The organism is Ruegeria sp. SCSIO 43209, assembly GCF_019904295.1.
GTDB lineage: Bacteria > Pseudomonadota > Alphaproteobacteria > Rhodobacterales > Rhodobacteraceae > Ruegeria.
In genome coordinates, this window is sequence record NZ_CP065359.1 from 514638 (window position 1) to 530188 (window position 15551).

The following is a 15551-nucleotide window of genomic DNA, read 5'->3' on the forward strand; positions in this document are numbered from 1 at the left end:
ATAACTTAGGCGCAAAGTGACAGCAGGCCGCCTGGTTGCCGCTGAATCTTGCCCTCAAGCTCCAGATCGACCAACACAGGGCCGACTTCGCCCGCAGATGCAGCGATGTCCCGGATCAACTGGTCTTCCGCGATCGGAGATGGGCCAAGTCGAGTCAGAATCGCCTCGTGCAAGGCTTGGGGCGTGATTTCGGCTGTGTCTGCCTCGGGTCCAAGGGGCAGGATTTGTTGGGCGGAGGATTGTAGCTGTTGCTTGGGCAAAGCATCAATCACGTCTTCTGCATTGCGGACGAGTATAGCCCCGTCTCGGATCAGCAGATTGCATCCTGCCGCGCGGGCGTCAAAGGGATGGCCGGGCACGGCCAGAACCTCGCGCCCTTGGTCCAGGGCGTCCCGCGCGGTGATCAAGCTGCCGGATTTCGCCGCGGCCTCGACAACGACCACTGCCTGCGCCAGACCCGAGATAATGCGATTGCGGCGTGGAAAGTGTCTTGCCTGAGGCGTTGTGCCCATCGGTTGTTCAGACAAGCGAAGTCCGGCGTCTGCGATATCTCGCGCCAGATCGGCATTTTCGGCCGGATAGATCACATCAACCCCACCTGCCAACACTGCCACAGTACCGGTCGCCAACGCGGCGAGGTGCGCCGAGGTGTCAATGCCGCGGGCAAGCCCCGAGACCACGACATAGTCTTGCTTACCCAGATCCGTCGCCAACGCCCGCGCCATGCGCGCGCCCAGCGAAGAACAGTTCCGTGCCCCGACCATTGCAACTGCCCGGCGTTTCAAGATCGACGGATCGCCGATTGCCCAAAGCATCGGGGGCGCATCCGAAAGGTCACATAACGCGTAAGGGTAATCGGCGGCCCCAAGGCACAAAAGCCGCGCTTTTGCGATCTTTGCGGCCTTGAGCTCCGCCTCAATTACGCCGGGCGGGCAGATTTCATAATCCTCGATCCCGGCAGCGCGCGCCATTTCCGGCAACGCGGCCAGCGCGTTCTGCGCCGAGCCATGTTCGCGCAATAAGCGCCGGAATGTTGCCGGCCCTACTTTGCGTGAGCGCAACAGACGGAGCCAGGAAAACCGGTCCTCTTCCGTGGTGGGTGGGAGTGGGGGGTGATTGGAAGAAAGCTGCTCTTCGGTCATCCGATGCTCCGCCTGATTGCAAAACTGGTTTACGGTGCAGCGGGTTAACAGCCTGTGAATCTTAGAAAATTAGATCGGTATTTTTCGAACCCATCCCTCGGAGAGATGATTATGTCATTGAAAGAAAGAAAGAAAATTCGTGCGAATTATCTTGGCTCACATATCCATGGATGAGTTTTTGATTTGACGCGAAGAGTAGTGTGTTAACTCTTCGCGCCTTGATTCTTCTTTTGAGCCGACTCAGGTGGCAGAGCCGCCCACGGTCAGCCCATCCATCAAAACGGTAGGTTGGCCGACACCGACCGGCACCCATTGCCCATCCTTTCCACATGTGCCCATGCCGGGATCCAGCGCCATGTCATTGCCCAGTCCCCGAATGCGTTTTAGCGCCGAGGGGCCGTCGCCAATCAGCGTCGCGCCTTTGACCGGAGCGCCGATCTTGCCGTTCTCGACACGATATGCCTCGGTGCAGGAGAACACGAACTTGCCGTTGGTAATGTCGACCTGGCCACCGCCGAAGCCCACAGCCCAGATGCCGTCTTTGATATCTGCCACCAACGAGGCCGGATCGGCATCGCCACCCAACATGATTGTGTTGGTCATGCGCGGCATCGGTTTATGGGCATAGCTTTGACGCCGGCCGTTCCCGGTTGGAGCAACGCCCATCAGGCGTGCGTTCTGGCGGTCCTGCATATATCCGGTGAGGATTCCATCCTCGATCAGAACTGTACGCGAACTGGGTGTGCCCTCGTCATCCACTGATATCGAACCGCGTCGGTCTGCAATCGTCCCATCATCCACGACTGTTACACCTTTCGAGGCGATCTGCTGCCCCATCAGCCCGGCAAAAGCGGAACTGCCCTTGCGGTTGAAATCACCTTCAAGCCCGTGGCCGATGGCCTCGTGCAACAGAATACCGGGCCAACCGGGGCCCAACGCGACTTCCATCACGCCGGCAGGGGCAGGGACGGCATCCAGATTGACCATCGCGATCCGCAGAGCCTCACGCGCCTTATCTTGCCAGTCTGAGGGATCGATCAAGCCATCCAGCCCAACGCGACCGCCACCTCCGGCAGAACCGCTTTCGCGTCTGCCGCTCTGTTCTACGATAACCGAGATGTTCAGGCGGGTCATCGGGCGTATATCGCGCACCTGCACACCATCGGGGCGAAGAATCTCGACCTCCTGCACTGCAGCGGCAATCGTGGCGCTGACTTGCACAACCCGGGAATCCAGACCACGGGTAAAAGCGTCTATCTCGCGCAGTGTCTCGATTTTGACCGGGAAGGCGGCGGATTCGATCGGGTCTTCATCGGTATATAACCTGGTATTGGTGGCACGTGGTGGCCCGGCCAGCGTCCCTCCACCATCGCCGACCGCCAACCGCGCGGTTTCGGCTGCACGCTTCAGAGAGGGAATCGAAACATCCGTTGAATGCGCGTATCCAGCCACTTCACCCTGCACCGCGCGAAGACCGAATCCCTCGGAAGCGTCGTAAGAGGCCGTGCGCAATCGGCCGTCATCAAACACCAAAGATTCGGATTTGCGCCGTTCTACGAACAGTTCCCCATCCTCGGCGCCATCAGTTGCAGCCTTCAGTACAGCAAGCGCTTCATCCTTGGGAAGAACGCTTTCAAACGGGCGAAACGGGGCCTGTGTCATCAGTTGTGACCTTTCGGGTTTGATCCAGATCAAAAATAGCGTCTGTTTGACGCAAGCATTTTGCTTTATCTACCCGACGGAATATGGTTTTTAACGCGGCCAAAGACAACGGGAGAGGTGCGACCGATTCACACCTTTTCGCGAGAGACGCAAAGATCAAACGATCAGGACAGAAAATGAAGAATGCTTTGATGCTTTCCGGGCTTGCTACGGCCCTCTCCAGCCTTCCCGCCATGGCTCAGGAGCTTGAGATTATTGGCAAGCCGGTTGACGGCGGCATGGGGTTCCAGCCTGCTGCCACCAGCCTTGCCGAAGGGATTCAGTCGCTGGACAACATGATTCTGGTGATCATCACCGCGATCTGTGTGTTTGTTGCGGGTCTGCTGGTTTACTGCATCGTACGCTACAACCAGCGCGTAAACCCGAACCCGGCTCGGTTCTCGCATTACACTCCGGTTGAGATTGCCTGGACTTTGGGCCCGATCCTGATTCTGGTCTTCATCGGGGCTTTCTCGCTGCCGGTTCTTTTCAAGCAACAAGAGATTCCCGAAGGCGACATCACCATCAAAGTCGTGGGGAACCAGTGGTACTGGACCTACGAATATGTCGATCATGACTTTGCCTTCGATAGCTATCTCCTGGGCCACCCGGCCACCCTCGACGAGGGCGCGCGCCCGGCGGATGCCGACGTAACACCGTTTGTTCTGGACGATGCGATGCGGGCGAAGCTGGCCGATGCAGGCTATGGCGAAGACGAATGGCTGCTCGCCACCGACACCGCGGTCGTTGTTCCGGTCGGCAAGATTGTCGTGATGCAGGTTACTGCATCGGACGTGATCCATTCCTGGACCATTCCTTCGTTCGGCGTGAAGCAGGACGGCGTTCCTGGTCGTCTGGCCGAACTGTGGTTCGAAGCAGACAAGGAAGGCGTCTATTTCGGACAGTGTTCTGAGCTGTGCGGTAAAGACCATGCCTATATGCCAATCACTGTCAAAGTGGTCAGCGAAGAGGCATATGAACAGTGGCTGCAGGGCGCGCTTGAAGAATATGCAGGTCAGCCTGCTTCCTACCAAGTGGCCTCGAACTAAGCCCTTTGCGGCCTAGATAAACACATGCGAGCTGCGCGGAAATCGCGCAGCTTTTGCCCCGAAAAGGACCGGATATGAGCGACGCAAGCTTCAATGCCAGCACCGTCTCTGCGCAGACCCGCGCGGACGAGGCCAGCTTTGGCGATTATTTCGCCCTGCTGAAGCCGCGCGTGATGTCGCTGGTCGTATTCACGGCTTTGGTCGGACTGCTTGCGGCTCCGGTTCCGATACATCCATTTGTTGGCTTCTGCGCCATCCTGTTCATCGCTATTGGTGGCGGTGCATCCGGCGCGCTGAACATGTGGTGGGACGCGGATATCGACCGCGTGATGAAGCGCACCAAAGGCCGTCCAATCCCCTCTGGCAAAGTTGAAGAAGGCGAGGCATTGGCGCTGGGTCTGGCTCTGTCTGGCCTGTCCGTGATTATGCTGGGTTTGGCAACCAACTGGTTTGCAGGGGCGTTTCTGGCCTTCACTATTTTCTTCTATGTTGTCGTCTACACGATGTGGCTGAAACGCTCGACGCCTCAGAACATCGTCATTGGTGGTGCCGCGGGAGCGTTCCCGCCGGTCATCGGATGGGTCGCGGCCACTGGCTCGATGACGCTCGAACCGTGGTTGATGTTTGCCCTGACATTCATGTGGACACCTCCGCATTTCTGGGCGTTGGCCTTGTTCATGCGCTCGGACTATGACGATGCCGGGGTGCCGATGTTGACCGTCACCCATGGTCGACGCGCGACGCGCTGGCATATTCTGGTTTATACCGCGTTGCTGGCGTTGCTGGCGGTGGGGACTGCGTTCTCGGATATCGGAGGCCCGATTTATCTAGTTGTTGCGCTGGTTCTGAATGGCTTGTTTCTGCGGGGGGCCTGGCAGATTTCTCGTCGAAACGAAGACGATTCGGAGGCCGACAACTTCAAGGTCGAACGCAGTTTCTTCAAACTGTCGCTGCTGTACCTGTTTCTGCATTTCGGCGCGATTCTCGTCGAGGCCCTGTTGAAACCTTACGGATTAGGAGGCTGGTCATGAGCCTGCGCAAAACTCACGAACTTCACCAAAGACGGTTCAGCCGCAATCTGGGCGTCGGCCTGACACTGGCCGCGTTCATCGTGATCATCTTCGGCCTGACAGTCGTCAAGGTCTCGAACACAGATTTTAGTCTGGCGACGCAGCAGGTGCAGAACTGATGAAGTTGACGGGGCCACAGAAAACGGTCGCGCAACTGGTCGGCGTCGTCGTCCTTATGGGCGGTTTGGCATGGGCAGCGGTGCCGTTTTATAATTGGTTCTGCCGGGTCACGGGGTATGGAGGGACCACCGGGGTTGCCGAGAAAGCCCCTGATGACATTCTCGACCAAGTGGTGACGGTCCGATTTGATGCCTCCAAGGCCAAGGGTATGCCGTGGGAATTCAAGCCCGTCGAACGCGAGATGAAAATACGTATCGGTGAGACAGGTCTGGCGTTCTACGAAGCGTACAACCCAACCGACAAGCCCGTCGCAGGGCAGGCGTCCTACAACGTGGCGCCCTATTCCGCCGGGGGGTATTTTCAGAAAATCGCCTGTTTCTGCTTCGATGAACAGGTGTTGGAGCCGGGTGAGCGAGTCGAGATGCCCGTTACGTTCTTCGTCGATCCCGAACTGATCGAAGATCCCGAAGCAAAATATGTGCATACGATCACGCTGTCGTATACATTCTATGAGATTGATCTGCCCGAGGGCTATGCCGCCCTTGACGTGCAGGCTGAGACAAACAAGAACTAACGCCTGTAGGTGAGGGACGCTGATGGCACACGCAAAAGACCATGATTACCACATTCTGAACCCGTCAATCTGGCCACTGATCGGCGCGGTAAGCGGATTTGTGATGCTGTTCGGGGCCGTTCTTTGGATGCACGGGATCACCCCGTGGATCTTCTGGATGGGGTTGGTCGGGGTTCTTTATACCATGTTTGCATGGTGGTCCGAAGTCGTGGTTGAAAGCCGTCAGGGCGATCATACGCCGGTCGTGCGTATCGGCCTGCGCTATGGCTTTATCCTGTTCGTGATGTCCGAGGTGATGTTCTTCTTCGCCTGGTTCTGGTCGTTCTTCAAACATCGCATGTATCCGATGTACGACTATGCCGGTACTGAATACATCCAGCCGGATATCCACGCCGTTGATCCGTTCCACCTGCCGCTGATCAACACTTTGGTCCTGTTGCTGTCGGGTTGTGCGATTACTTGGGCCCACCACGCGCTTGTTCATGACAATGACCGCAAGGCGCTGATCAATGGTCTGGCCATTGGTATCGTTCTGGGCATCGCCTTTACTGCGCTTCAGGCGTTTGAATACTATGAGTTACTGGCCCATGAGGGTTGGGAGTTCGGTGGCGATCAGTTCTATTCGAACTTCTTCATGGCAACCGGTTTCCACGGCGCGCATGTGATTATCGGCACCATCTTCCTGTCGGTCTGTCTGATCCGCGCCCTGAAGGGGGACTTTACGCCCGAGAAACACGTCGGTTTCGAGGCTGCCGCATGGTACTGGCACTTCGTTGACGTCGTCTGGCTGTTCCTGTTTTTCGCCGTCTACATTTGGGGTCAGGCCCCGCTGATGTAACGCCACGCAGGTGATCCAATTGCAAAAGCCGCCCCACGGGGCGGCTTTTTCTCAATCAGGGGCGCAAGATTGCGCCCCATACAATTACATGGTTGCACTTCGGTTCACGTGCCCCTTAACAAGGCGCCGGTTCCCGCAACAAGGTCTGATCCCAATATGCATCGCATTCTGTTTCTGTTGATCTTCGGCTTTGCCGGTCTGGGCCTGCTGCTGTCGCTGGGCATTTGGCAACTGCAGCGGCTGACCTGGAAACAGGAGGTGCTGGCCGAGATCGAAAGCCGCATCGCTGCCGATCCTGTCGCCTTGCCATTGCAAGTGTCCGAGGATGTGGACAAATACCTTCCGGTGACGGTCACAGGCGAGATCGAACCGGGCGAGATCCACGTTTTGGTTTCGGTCAAGCAGGTGGGGCCGGGGTATCGGATCATCCAGTCCTTTGCCACCGACGACCGGACTATTCTGGTGGATCGCGGCTTTGTGCCGACCACAGCCAAGCAGGCTGATCGCCTGACTGGCCCGATGGAAATCACCGGCAACCTGCACTGGCCCGATGAAGTCGATGGCTACACGCCTGACGCAGATATTGACGGCAACATCTGGTTCGCCCGTGATGTGCCCAATCTGGCCGCCGCGCTGGGGGCTGAGCCGGTGTTGCTAATTGCACGCTCGGAAACCGATCCGAATGTAACGCCAATGCCGGTGAATACGGCGGGCATCCCCAACGATCATTTGCAATATGCAATCATCTGGTTTGGTCTAGCTCTGGTCTGGGCCGCAATGACCGGATACTTCCTGTGGCGCAGCCGTGCCAATTCCGAAAGTGACGCGACATGAAATACATCTCGACCCGCGGGCAGGCGCCCGAACTGACCTTTGAAGAGGCGATGCTGACCGGACTGGCCCGCGATGGTGGTCTGTACTTGCCCGCTGAAATTCCGGTGATGTCGCAGGACGAAATTGCTGCGTTGGCTGGCCTGTCCTATGAGGAAATCGCATTCCGCGTGATGTGGCCTTATGTGAGCGGCTCGTTCTCCGATGATGAGTTCAAAGATATCATAGCGCGCGCTTATGAGGGCTTTGGCCATGACGCCCGCGCGCCGTTGAAGCAGCTGAACGAGAACCATTTTCTGCTGGAGCTGTTTCACGGCCCCACGCTGGCCTTCAAAGATTTCGCCATGCAGCTAATCGGCCAGCTGTTCCAGGTCGCGCTCAAACGGCGCGAAGATCGCGTGACCATTGTCGGCGCGACGAGCGGGGACACCGGTTCTGCCGCCATCGAGGCGTTCCGTGGGCTGGACGCGGTGGATGTGTTCATCCTGTTCCCACATGGCCGTGTTTCAGAAGTGCAGCGCCGTCAGATGACTACGCCCGCAGACAGTAATGTGCACGCTTTGGCGGTAGACGGCGATTTCGATGACTGCCAGGCCGCGCTCAAAGACATGTTCAACGACTTTGATTTCCGCGACGGTGTGAAACTTGCAGGCGTCAATTCGATCAACTTCGCCCGCGTGTTGGCACAGATCGTTTACTATTTCTCCGCCGCCGTCAGCCTCGGCGCGCCACATCGCAAGGTCAGCTTCACCGTGCCGACAGGGAATTTCGGCGATATCTTCGCAGGCCATCTGGCCAAACGCATGGGGCTGCTCATCGATCGTCTGGTGGTGGCGACCAACCAGAACGACATTCTGCATCGCTGTCTCTCCGGCGAGGGGTATTTCAAGGGCGATACGATCCCCTCAATCAGCCCTTCGATGGATATTCAGGTTAGCTCGAACTTTGAGCGCGCACTGTACTACGCCTATGGCGAAGATGGCGGCGCAGTCGCTCAATTGATGGATGAACTCAAGAGCGGAGGCTTCAATGTCAGCCAAGGCGCGATGGAGGCTCTGCGAGAAAACTTTGACTCGGGCCGCGTTTCTGAGGACGAGACGCTTGAGACGATCAGGCGCACGATGGTCCACAGCGCCGAGTTGGTTTGTCCGCACACCGCCGTTGGGATCAAAGTGGCTGAAGACCACCGCGCTGCCGATGTGCCCATGATCACGCTCGCAACCGCGCATCCCGCGAAGTTCCCGGCAGCCGTCGAGAAGGCAAGCGGCGAACATCCGCCTCTTCCATCCCGCATGTCTGATCTGTATGAACGTCCGGAACGGGTGACCCGCGTTGCGAACGATCTGGGTGCCCTTGAGGATCATATCAGAAGGCATATTGCTGAGTGACAGTCAGACAGGACCAACTGAAGAACGGATTTCGTATCGTCAGTGAACATATGCCGGGGCTGCAATCTGCGGCCATCGGCATCTGGGTAACCGCCGGTGGGCGGCACGAGCGGATCGAGCAGAACGGTATCGCGCATTTCCTTGAGCATATGGCGTTCAAGGGAACCCAGCGGCGTTCTGCGCTGCAAATCGCCGAAGCGATCGAGGATGTGGGCGGGTACATCAACGCCTATACCTCGCGCGAAGTTACGGCCTATTATGCACGCGTACTGAAGGACGATGTGGCGCTGGCCATGGATGTCATCGGCGACATCGTCCTGAACCCGGTATTCGACCCGCGCGAGATCGAGGTCGAGCGCGGAGTGATCCTGCAAGAGATTGGTCAGGCCTATGATACGCCGGACGATGTAATCTTTGACTGGCTGCAAGAGCAGAGCTATCACGACCAACCCCTTGGCCGCACCATTCTGGGCCCGACCGAGCGCGTCAGTGCGTTTTCCCGCGAGGACTTGTCTGGTTTCGTGGCCGAACACTACGGGCCGGAACAGATGATCCTGTCTGCAGCTGGAGCTGTGGACCACGATGCGCTGATGAAACTGGCCGAAGAGATGTTCGGCCACCTGCAGCAGCGCAAGGGTCTGATCCCCGACGCTGCGCGGTTCACTGGTGGTGAGGCGCGGCAGGAGAAAGAACTGGAGCAGGCGCATTTCGCGCTGGCGCTGGAAAGTCCGGGCTATCGCGATGATGCGATCTATACGGCCCAGATTTACTCGACCGCTCTGGGTGGAGGCATGTCCTCGCGCCTGTTTCAGGAAGTGCGCGAGACGCGCGGGCTTTGCTATACGATCTTTGCTCAGACCGGTGCTTATGCGGATACCGGTACGACAACGATTTACGCAGGCACCTCGGCCGATCAGGTGGGCGAATTGGCGACGATTACCATCGACGAGATGAAGCGCGCTGCCGAAGACATGAGCGCAGAAGAGGTTGCCCGTGCGCGGGCCCAGATGAAGGCCGGGATGCTGATGGGGCTGGAAAGCCCATCGAACCGGGCCGAACGTCTGGCGCGACTGGTGCAGATCTGGGGACGTGTGCCCTCGCTTGAGGACACCGTGGCCAAGATCGATGCGGTCAGCACCGAGGACGTGCGTGCCTTTGCCGAAGACATGGCAGTCAAAGCCCCGGCCGCGCTGGCGCTTTATGGCCCGGTCTCGGGTGCACCGTCACTGGCTGACTTACAGGAGAGGCGCGCGGCGTGATGCTGTTAGGCAGACGCAAGCTGAAACTCGAAACCGAGCGCTTGACTCTGCGCCCGCCCATGCATTCCGACTTCAACGACTGGACCGCCCTGCGGCGTGCCTCAAAGGACTATCTGGTGCCGTGGGAGCCGGTTTGGGCCAAGGACCATCTGAGCCGAAAGTCGTTTACCAACCGGGTCTATTGGGCCCAGCGCTCAGTCGCGAGTGGAACGGCGATACCTCTGTTCCTGTTTCGTCGCACAGACAATATTCTGCTGGGGGCGATCACGTTGGACAATGTTCGCCGTGGTCCGGCGCAGGCTGGCACCTTGGGCTATTGGACTGGGCAGGCCTTCGCGCGTCAGGGTTTCATGCGCGAAGCAATTGGCGCCGTTGTTCATCACGCCTTCACCCGTCTGGATTTAAGCCGGATCGAGGCCGCGTGTTTGCCTGAGAACAAGGCCTCTCGCGGTCTGCTGGAAAGCTCAGGCTTCAAATACGAAGGCGTGGCGCAGTCTTATCTGCAGATCAATGGGCGCTGGCGAACACATGTTCTGTATGCCAGCCTAAGGTCCGATCGTCGGGGCAAGACTGAGGCAGGCTAGAGAGCTCTGCCGCCAGGCATGGCAAGCCTCCTGTCCTGGAGATATCCGTGGCCAGATCAACAAGGGCATGACTTGTTGGCCCATTGCGCTACACTTGCCCTATGTGGCGGTTTGTTGCGGGACTGATGATGATTGCAGGCGGGGCTGTGGCGCAGGAGCGGCGGCCTAGTCACTGTATCGCCATCGCAGATGCGGCACCGGGGATTGAATATCTTCACAAAGCGGCGTGGCAGGATCCCGTGCCCGAGTTTTCGGTTCGTATCAGCTATGTCGCGCATGCATCGTTTCTGATCCAGACACAGGGCGGGCTGAACGCGGTGACCGATTTCACCGGTTTTATCGGCGGCGCTGCGCTAATTCCTGACGTGGTCACAATGAACCATGCGCACAGCACCCACTGGACTGCCCATCCCGATCCGGCCATCCCGTATGTCTTGCCGGGCTGGGGCGAGTTCGGCGAAGGCATCGAGCACCATCTTGATCTGGGTGAGATGCTGATTCGCAATGTGTCGACCGATATCCGTTCGGCCTATGGCGGTATTGAAGATCGCGGAAACTCGATCTTTGTGTTCGAGGTCGAAGGGTTGTGCATCGGCCATCTGGGGCATCTGCATCACATTCCGTCGGATGAACAATTCGCTGCACTGGGTCGGCTGGATGTGGTCATGGCGGCGGTGGACGGAGGCACCACGATGCCCTTGCCCGAGATGGTTCAGGTTCTGAAACGCCTCAAAAGCTCGGTCATTATCCCGATGCATTGGTTCTCGGACTTTTCGCTCCAGCGGTTTTTGGTGGATATTCGGGATGAATTCCCGGTTGAACGGGATGGGGTGTCCGAGATTGTCGTCTCGTTGCGCACGTTGCCCGACAGGCCGACGGTTGTGGTGCTGGAGCCTCAGTACCTGATAGAGCTGGAATAGGGCTTGTCGCGGCCCGTGGCCTTTGGCAGGGAAGAGCCATGAAACTGAACCCTGCAGACAGCCGCCTTGCCGAAGCAATCAGAGCCCGATTGGGTGCTGACGTTTTGCGCCCGATTGCAGATCGTTACCTTGAAGAGCCGCGTCAGCGGTTTGTCGGGCAGCCCGGTTTGCTTGCCTTGCCGCGCACCGTGGAAGATGTGTCGGCTCTGGTGCAATTGGCCGCAGACGCTCGGGTGCCTGTTGTCCCTTATGGCGGCGGCACCGGTCTGGTAGGAGGGCAGGTTGTTCCGGATGGTCCTGTCCCTTTGATCGTTTCCCTGGAACGGATGACGGCGATACGGGCGACTTACCCCACCGAGAACATACTTGTGGCCGAGGCCGGTGCCATTCTGGCCGACGTCCAGACTGCCGCTGAAGACGCGGACCGTCTATTTCCCCTGTCGCTGGCTGCGCAGGGTTCTTGCCGGATTGGCGGCAATCTGGCCACTAATGCGGGTGGCGTGAATGTGCTGCGCTATGGCAATGCACGCGATCTGTGCCTGGGGCTTGAAGTGGTATTGCCCAGTGGTGAGATATGGCACGGGCTTAGCCGGTTGCGTAAGGACAACACCGGTTATGACCTGCGTAACCTGATGATCGGGTCCGAAGGGACACTTGGCATCATTACGGCGGCGGCGTTGAAGCTGTTCCCGCGACCCAAGGGCGTTGGAACCGCAATGTTTCAGGTCTCCTCACCCGAGGCTGCCATTGATCTGTTGTCAGTGGCGCGGGATCAAGTGGGGGAAGCGGTCAGTACGTTTGAGTTGATCCATGGGCAGGGCCTCGAATTCCTGACCGAGGTTTTGCCCGACGTGCGGCAACCCTTTGCGGCAACACCTGAATGGAGTGTGTTGATCGAGCTGGGCCTGTCTGTCGGCCAAGACCCTTCGGACATGCTTGAGGCGATTTATGTCGCCGCTGATGAGCGCGATCTGGTCCGCGATGCGGTTATCGCGCAGAGCGAAGCACAGCGGTCCGAACTCTGGGCCGTGCGCGAGCGCATCCCCGAGGCCAACCGGCTGATCGGATCAGTTTCCAGCCATGATATCTCGGTCCCGATTTCCCGCATTCCAGAGTTCATTCGGCGCGGCGCGGATGTGGTGGCCGGGCAGGGGCCGTTTCGCGTGAACTGCTTTGGACATCTGGGCGACGGTAATCTGCATTATAACGTGTTTCCACCCGCCGGGCAGGACAAGTCAGAGTTTGTTGCGCAGCGGGGCGCGGTCAAACGCGCGGTACATGATCTGGTTCATGAATTTGGTGGATCGGTCAGTGCCGAACACGGTGTCGGTCGGCTCAAGACAGATGATCTGGAACGCTATGGCGATCCGGTCAAGATGCAGGCCATGAGGGCGATCAAAGCAGCGCTTGATCCTCAAGGGATTATGAACCCCGGGGCGGTTCTGGCCTAATAGACGCGCCCCGGACGTATACCGGGGCGCTGCGGTTCTTTACGAAGCGGGCAGAATGACCTTGTCGATCACATGGATCACGCCGTTCTCGGCTTCGATATCGGCTTGCACAACGTTGGCATCATTCACCATGACGCCATTGTCGAGATCGATGGTGATATCTCCGCCCTGCACGGTGGCGGCGGTCATGTCATCGGACAGATCACCCGACATCACTTTGCCCGGGACAACGTGATAGGTCAGCACTGCGACCAACTGGTCCTTGTTTTCGGGCTTCAGCAGATTTTCGACCGTGCCCTCGGGCAGCGCTGCAAAAGCCTCATCCGTTGGGGCGAAAACGGTGAACGGCCCTTCGCCTTTCAGCGTTTCAACCAGTTCGGCGGCCTGAACGGCAGCGACGAGCGTTTCAAAACTGCCCGCGCCCACCGCAGTATCGACGATATCCTTGGCGTGCCCATCTGCCAAAGCAGAGGTGGTCAACAGAAGACTGGCAACTCCAGCAACAGCGAATTTGCGCAACATGACATGATTTCCCTTGTTGAGAATGCCCTAGGTGGCATCATTCGGGGTACGCAGTCAGGTCGCGACAAGATCACAGAATCCAGAGGCAACTGTTTCTTGAATGTGACCCCAATCGCGCTAAGCCTGCGGCGCACGCGATTTCCAGTCACGAGTTTGTGAAGTTTGTGGAGATCAGAGCCCTTCGAACTCGCACAGAACGTGCACGTCCATGCCCAAATCTTCCAGCGCTTTGCGACCACCCAATTCGGGCAGATCGATGATGAACGCGCATGAGATGATCTCGCCGCCCAGCCGTTCGATCAGCTTGATCCCCGCGGCGGCGGTGCCTCCGGTAGCCAGAAGATCATCAACGACCAGGATCTTCTCACCCGGCTGGATGGCGTCATCGTGAATTTCGACTATCGCCTCTCCATATTCCAGCTTGTAGTCTTGGCTGATCGTGGTGCCGGGCAGTTTGCCCTTTTTGCGGATCGGCACGAATCCAACGCTCAGCTGGTGGGCAATCGCACCGCCCAGAATAAAGCCGCGCGCCTCAAGGCCCACAACTTTGTCGATTCGCTCACCGGCGTAAGGGTGCAACATCTGGTCGATTGCCATGCGGAACCCACGCGGGTCGGCAAACAGGGTGGTGACATCGCGGAACATGATCCCTTCATGCGGGAAATCGACGATGGTCCGAATGTAATCCTTGACCGTTTTGTTTCTGGACATGGGCCACCCCTTTGGCATCAAACACGCGCGGGGTATTTCGCCCATAAGGTGCGGTCATGCAAGAGAACTCTGGCCCCTGCGGCTACTTGCTGCGGCCGCGCATGGCGTTAGGCAGGCCGTAGTAGCGATACAGCGCGTTCGGAAGCCAGGACAGGTGCGGCTTGCGCCAGTTGCGTTGATCCCGAAGAAGAATGGCTTGCGCGACATGAAGGTTCATTGCTTTAATCTCACTTTTGCTGTTATGTGCGCGATATCTACTTTATATTCTATGTATATACAATGCATCGCGCTTAGAATCAAGGGCAGGACGGGGACTGGACGTGTGACCAAGAAAGATGGAAAGAAATCTACCAAGAAAAACAGTCAGTTGGTTTTGCGTCTCGACAAGGATGAGCGCGATGCATTCGTCGAGTTGTGCAGGGATCTGGACACCTCCGCCGCCCGCGAAATTCGCCGGTTTATCCGGGGGTTCATGAAGGAAAACGCTGAAAACTGAAATCACGCCGGGCGGCGCAGAACCGCTGTGGCGATGCCCATTCCGATCAGGGTCAACCCTCCGAACCGGGTCATGGTCGTGATGACATTCGCGCGTCCGATCATCCGGCGCAGCTTGTCCGCCAGCAGCGCATAGGCCAGCGCGTTCAGCCCCGCGAGACCCACAAATGTTGCGATCAGGATCGCGAATTGCGGACCCAAAGGCTCGGCTGGACGCAAGAATTGCGGTACGAAAGCGATGAAGAAGGCAATGGACTTCGGGTTCAGCGCGGTGACTGCAGCGGCATGGCCAAAAACACTGCGGGCGGTCACGTCACGTTCGGTTTCAATTGCTTGCAGCCCGCCCGACGGCGCGCTGCGCAGGAGTTTGACACCAAGCCAGACAAGATAGGCTGCCCCAACCCATTTCAGCACGGCAAACAGTGTGGCAGAGGCCAGCACCAGCGCCCCCAGCCCCAGCAGCGACGCGGTCATCGCCACCAAATCCCCCAATGCGACCCCAGTGGCCGAGGCAACCGCCACACTGCGTCCTTTCGACAGCGCATAGCTAAGCACCAGCAACACGGTCGGGCCTGGGATCAGCAGCAGCGCGGTCGAAGCGGCCACAAAGGCCAGCCAGATTTCAATGGACATGGAGTATCCTATTAGAGTGTTTCCCATAGCAAGCCTTGGCACGACGTATTGGTCAAGGCTTTGCGGGCACATTCTCGTGGTGAAACACCGTCTCCAACGGGTTGGCGTTCGGATTTGCGAAGCCGGGGTCGCCTAAATACCAAGGACATGGGGCAGGGAATTCAAGCGTGCAATGCGGTCTGGGATTGCCGCAACAGGTTTAAGATTGGATGAAGCTTGGCTTATGCATCTTGAAACGCCTCCAATGTACCCCACTCTCGCAA

Annotated in this window: 18 protein-coding genes; 12 read left to right on the top strand and 6 right to left on the bottom strand. The window is 58.1% G+C overall.

What is annotated here, in order from left to right; translation table 11 throughout:
- Positions 1-5 precede the first annotated feature (5 nt).
- Both dprA and tldD read right to left on the bottom strand, forming a co-directional pair.
- Positions 6-1142, bottom strand: coding sequence for a DNA-processing protein DprA (gene dprA, locus I5192_RS02570; RefSeq protein ID WP_223117679.1), 1137 nt, complete (start codon positions 1140-1142; stop codon positions 6-8).
- Between the two features lie 240 nt (positions 1143-1382).
- On the bottom strand, positions 1383-2804 hold the full coding sequence (gene tldD, locus I5192_RS02575) for a metalloprotease TldD (RefSeq protein WP_223117680.1): 1422 nt from the start codon (positions 2802-2804) through the stop codon (positions 1383-1385).
- Between the two features lie 176 nt (positions 2805-2980).
- On the opposite strand from tldD, the gene coxB reads away from it, so the two are divergent.
- The 11 genes from coxB to I5192_RS02630 all read left to right on the top strand — a co-directional run bounded on the left by coxB (position 2981) and on the right by I5192_RS02630 (position 12927).
- The gene (gene coxB, locus I5192_RS02580; RefSeq protein ID WP_170397324.1) at positions 2981-3892 is read left to right on the top strand and encodes a cytochrome c oxidase subunit II; all 912 of its coding nucleotides are present in this window, start codon (positions 2981-2983) and stop codon (positions 3890-3892) included.
- 74 nt (positions 3893-3966) lie between these two features.
- Positions 3967-4923 (top strand): heme o synthase, encoded by a 957-nt coding sequence (gene cyoE, locus I5192_RS02585; RefSeq protein WP_170397322.1) that lies wholly within the window; start codon positions 3967-3969, stop codon positions 4921-4923.
- A complete protein-coding gene (locus I5192_RS02590; protein ID WP_170397320.1) occupies positions 4920-5081 on the top strand; it encodes a hypothetical protein in 162 nt (53 codons plus the stop codon). The genes cyoE and I5192_RS02590 overlap by 4 nt, the downstream gene beginning before the upstream one ends.
- Complete coding sequence (locus I5192_RS02595; protein ID WP_170397318.1) at positions 5081-5656, top strand: cytochrome c oxidase assembly protein; 576 nt, start codon at positions 5081-5083, stop codon at positions 5654-5656. The genes I5192_RS02590 and I5192_RS02595 overlap by 1 nt, the downstream gene beginning before the upstream one ends.
- Before the next feature lie 22 nt (positions 5657-5678).
- A complete protein-coding gene (locus I5192_RS02600) occupies positions 5679-6494 on the top strand; it encodes a cytochrome c oxidase subunit 3 (RefSeq protein ID WP_170397316.1) in 816 nt (271 codons plus the stop codon).
- Positions 6495-6650: 156 nt separating this feature from the next.
- Positions 6651-7328 (top strand): SURF1 family protein, encoded by a 678-nt coding sequence (locus tag I5192_RS02605; protein ID WP_223117681.1) that lies wholly within the window; start codon positions 6651-6653, stop codon positions 7326-7328.
- Positions 7325-8713: a threonine synthase gene (thrC, locus tag I5192_RS02610; RefSeq protein WP_223117682.1), complete on the top strand. Its 1389-nt coding sequence runs from the start codon at positions 7325-7327 to the stop codon at positions 8711-8713. The genes I5192_RS02605 and thrC overlap by 4 nt, the downstream gene beginning before the upstream one ends.
- Entirely contained in the window at positions 8710-9972 is a 1263-nt protein-coding gene (locus I5192_RS02615; protein ID WP_223117683.1) for a pitrilysin family protein, read from the top strand. Before thrC ends, I5192_RS02615 begins: the two co-directional genes overlap by 4 nt.
- Complete coding sequence (locus I5192_RS02620; RefSeq protein ID WP_170397308.1) at positions 9972-10556, top strand: GNAT family N-acetyltransferase; 585 nt, start codon at positions 9972-9974, stop codon at positions 10554-10556. The genes I5192_RS02615 and I5192_RS02620 overlap by 1 nt, the downstream gene beginning before the upstream one ends.
- Before the next feature lie 128 nt (positions 10557-10684).
- Positions 10685-11476, top strand: coding sequence for an MBL fold metallo-hydrolase (locus I5192_RS02625; RefSeq protein ID WP_255612132.1), 792 nt, complete (start codon positions 10685-10687; stop codon positions 11474-11476).
- Between the two features lie 38 nt (positions 11477-11514).
- Positions 11515-12927: an FAD-binding oxidoreductase gene (locus I5192_RS02630; protein WP_223117684.1), complete on the top strand. Its 1413-nt coding sequence runs from the start codon at positions 11515-11517 to the stop codon at positions 12925-12927.
- A 39-nt stretch (positions 12928-12966) separates the two neighbouring features.
- Here I5192_RS02630 and I5192_RS02635 read toward each other — a convergent pair whose 3' ends face one another.
- The 3 genes from I5192_RS02635 to I5192_RS22425 all read right to left on the bottom strand — a co-directional run bounded on the left by I5192_RS02635 (position 12967) and on the right by I5192_RS22425 (position 14377).
- Positions 12967-13449 carry a fasciclin domain-containing protein gene (locus I5192_RS02635; RefSeq protein ID WP_170424274.1) on the bottom strand — a complete coding sequence of 161 codons (483 nt, stop codon included), beginning with the start codon at positions 13447-13449 and terminating at the stop codon, positions 12967-12969.
- A 171-nt stretch (positions 13450-13620) separates the two neighbouring features.
- Positions 13621-14160, bottom strand: a complete 540-nt coding sequence (locus I5192_RS02640; RefSeq protein WP_010441681.1) for an adenine phosphoribosyltransferase — start codon at positions 14158-14160, stop codon at positions 13621-13623.
- Between the two features lie 82 nt (positions 14161-14242).
- Complete coding sequence (locus tag I5192_RS22425) at positions 14243-14377, bottom strand: hypothetical protein (RefSeq protein WP_255612018.1); 135 nt, start codon at positions 14375-14377, stop codon at positions 14243-14245.
- Between the two features lie 105 nt (positions 14378-14482).
- On the opposite strand from I5192_RS22425, the gene I5192_RS02645 reads away from it, so the two are divergent.
- Positions 14483-14656: a hypothetical protein gene (locus tag I5192_RS02645; protein ID WP_170397300.1), complete on the top strand. Its 174-nt coding sequence runs from the start codon at positions 14483-14485 to the stop codon at positions 14654-14656.
- Positions 14657-14658: 2 nt separating this feature from the next.
- Here I5192_RS02645 and I5192_RS02650 read toward each other — a convergent pair whose 3' ends face one another.
- Positions 14659-15288, bottom strand: a complete 630-nt coding sequence (locus tag I5192_RS02650) for a LysE family translocator (protein WP_223117685.1) — start codon at positions 15286-15288, stop codon at positions 14659-14661.
- Between the last annotated feature and the right edge of the window lie 263 nt (positions 15289-15551).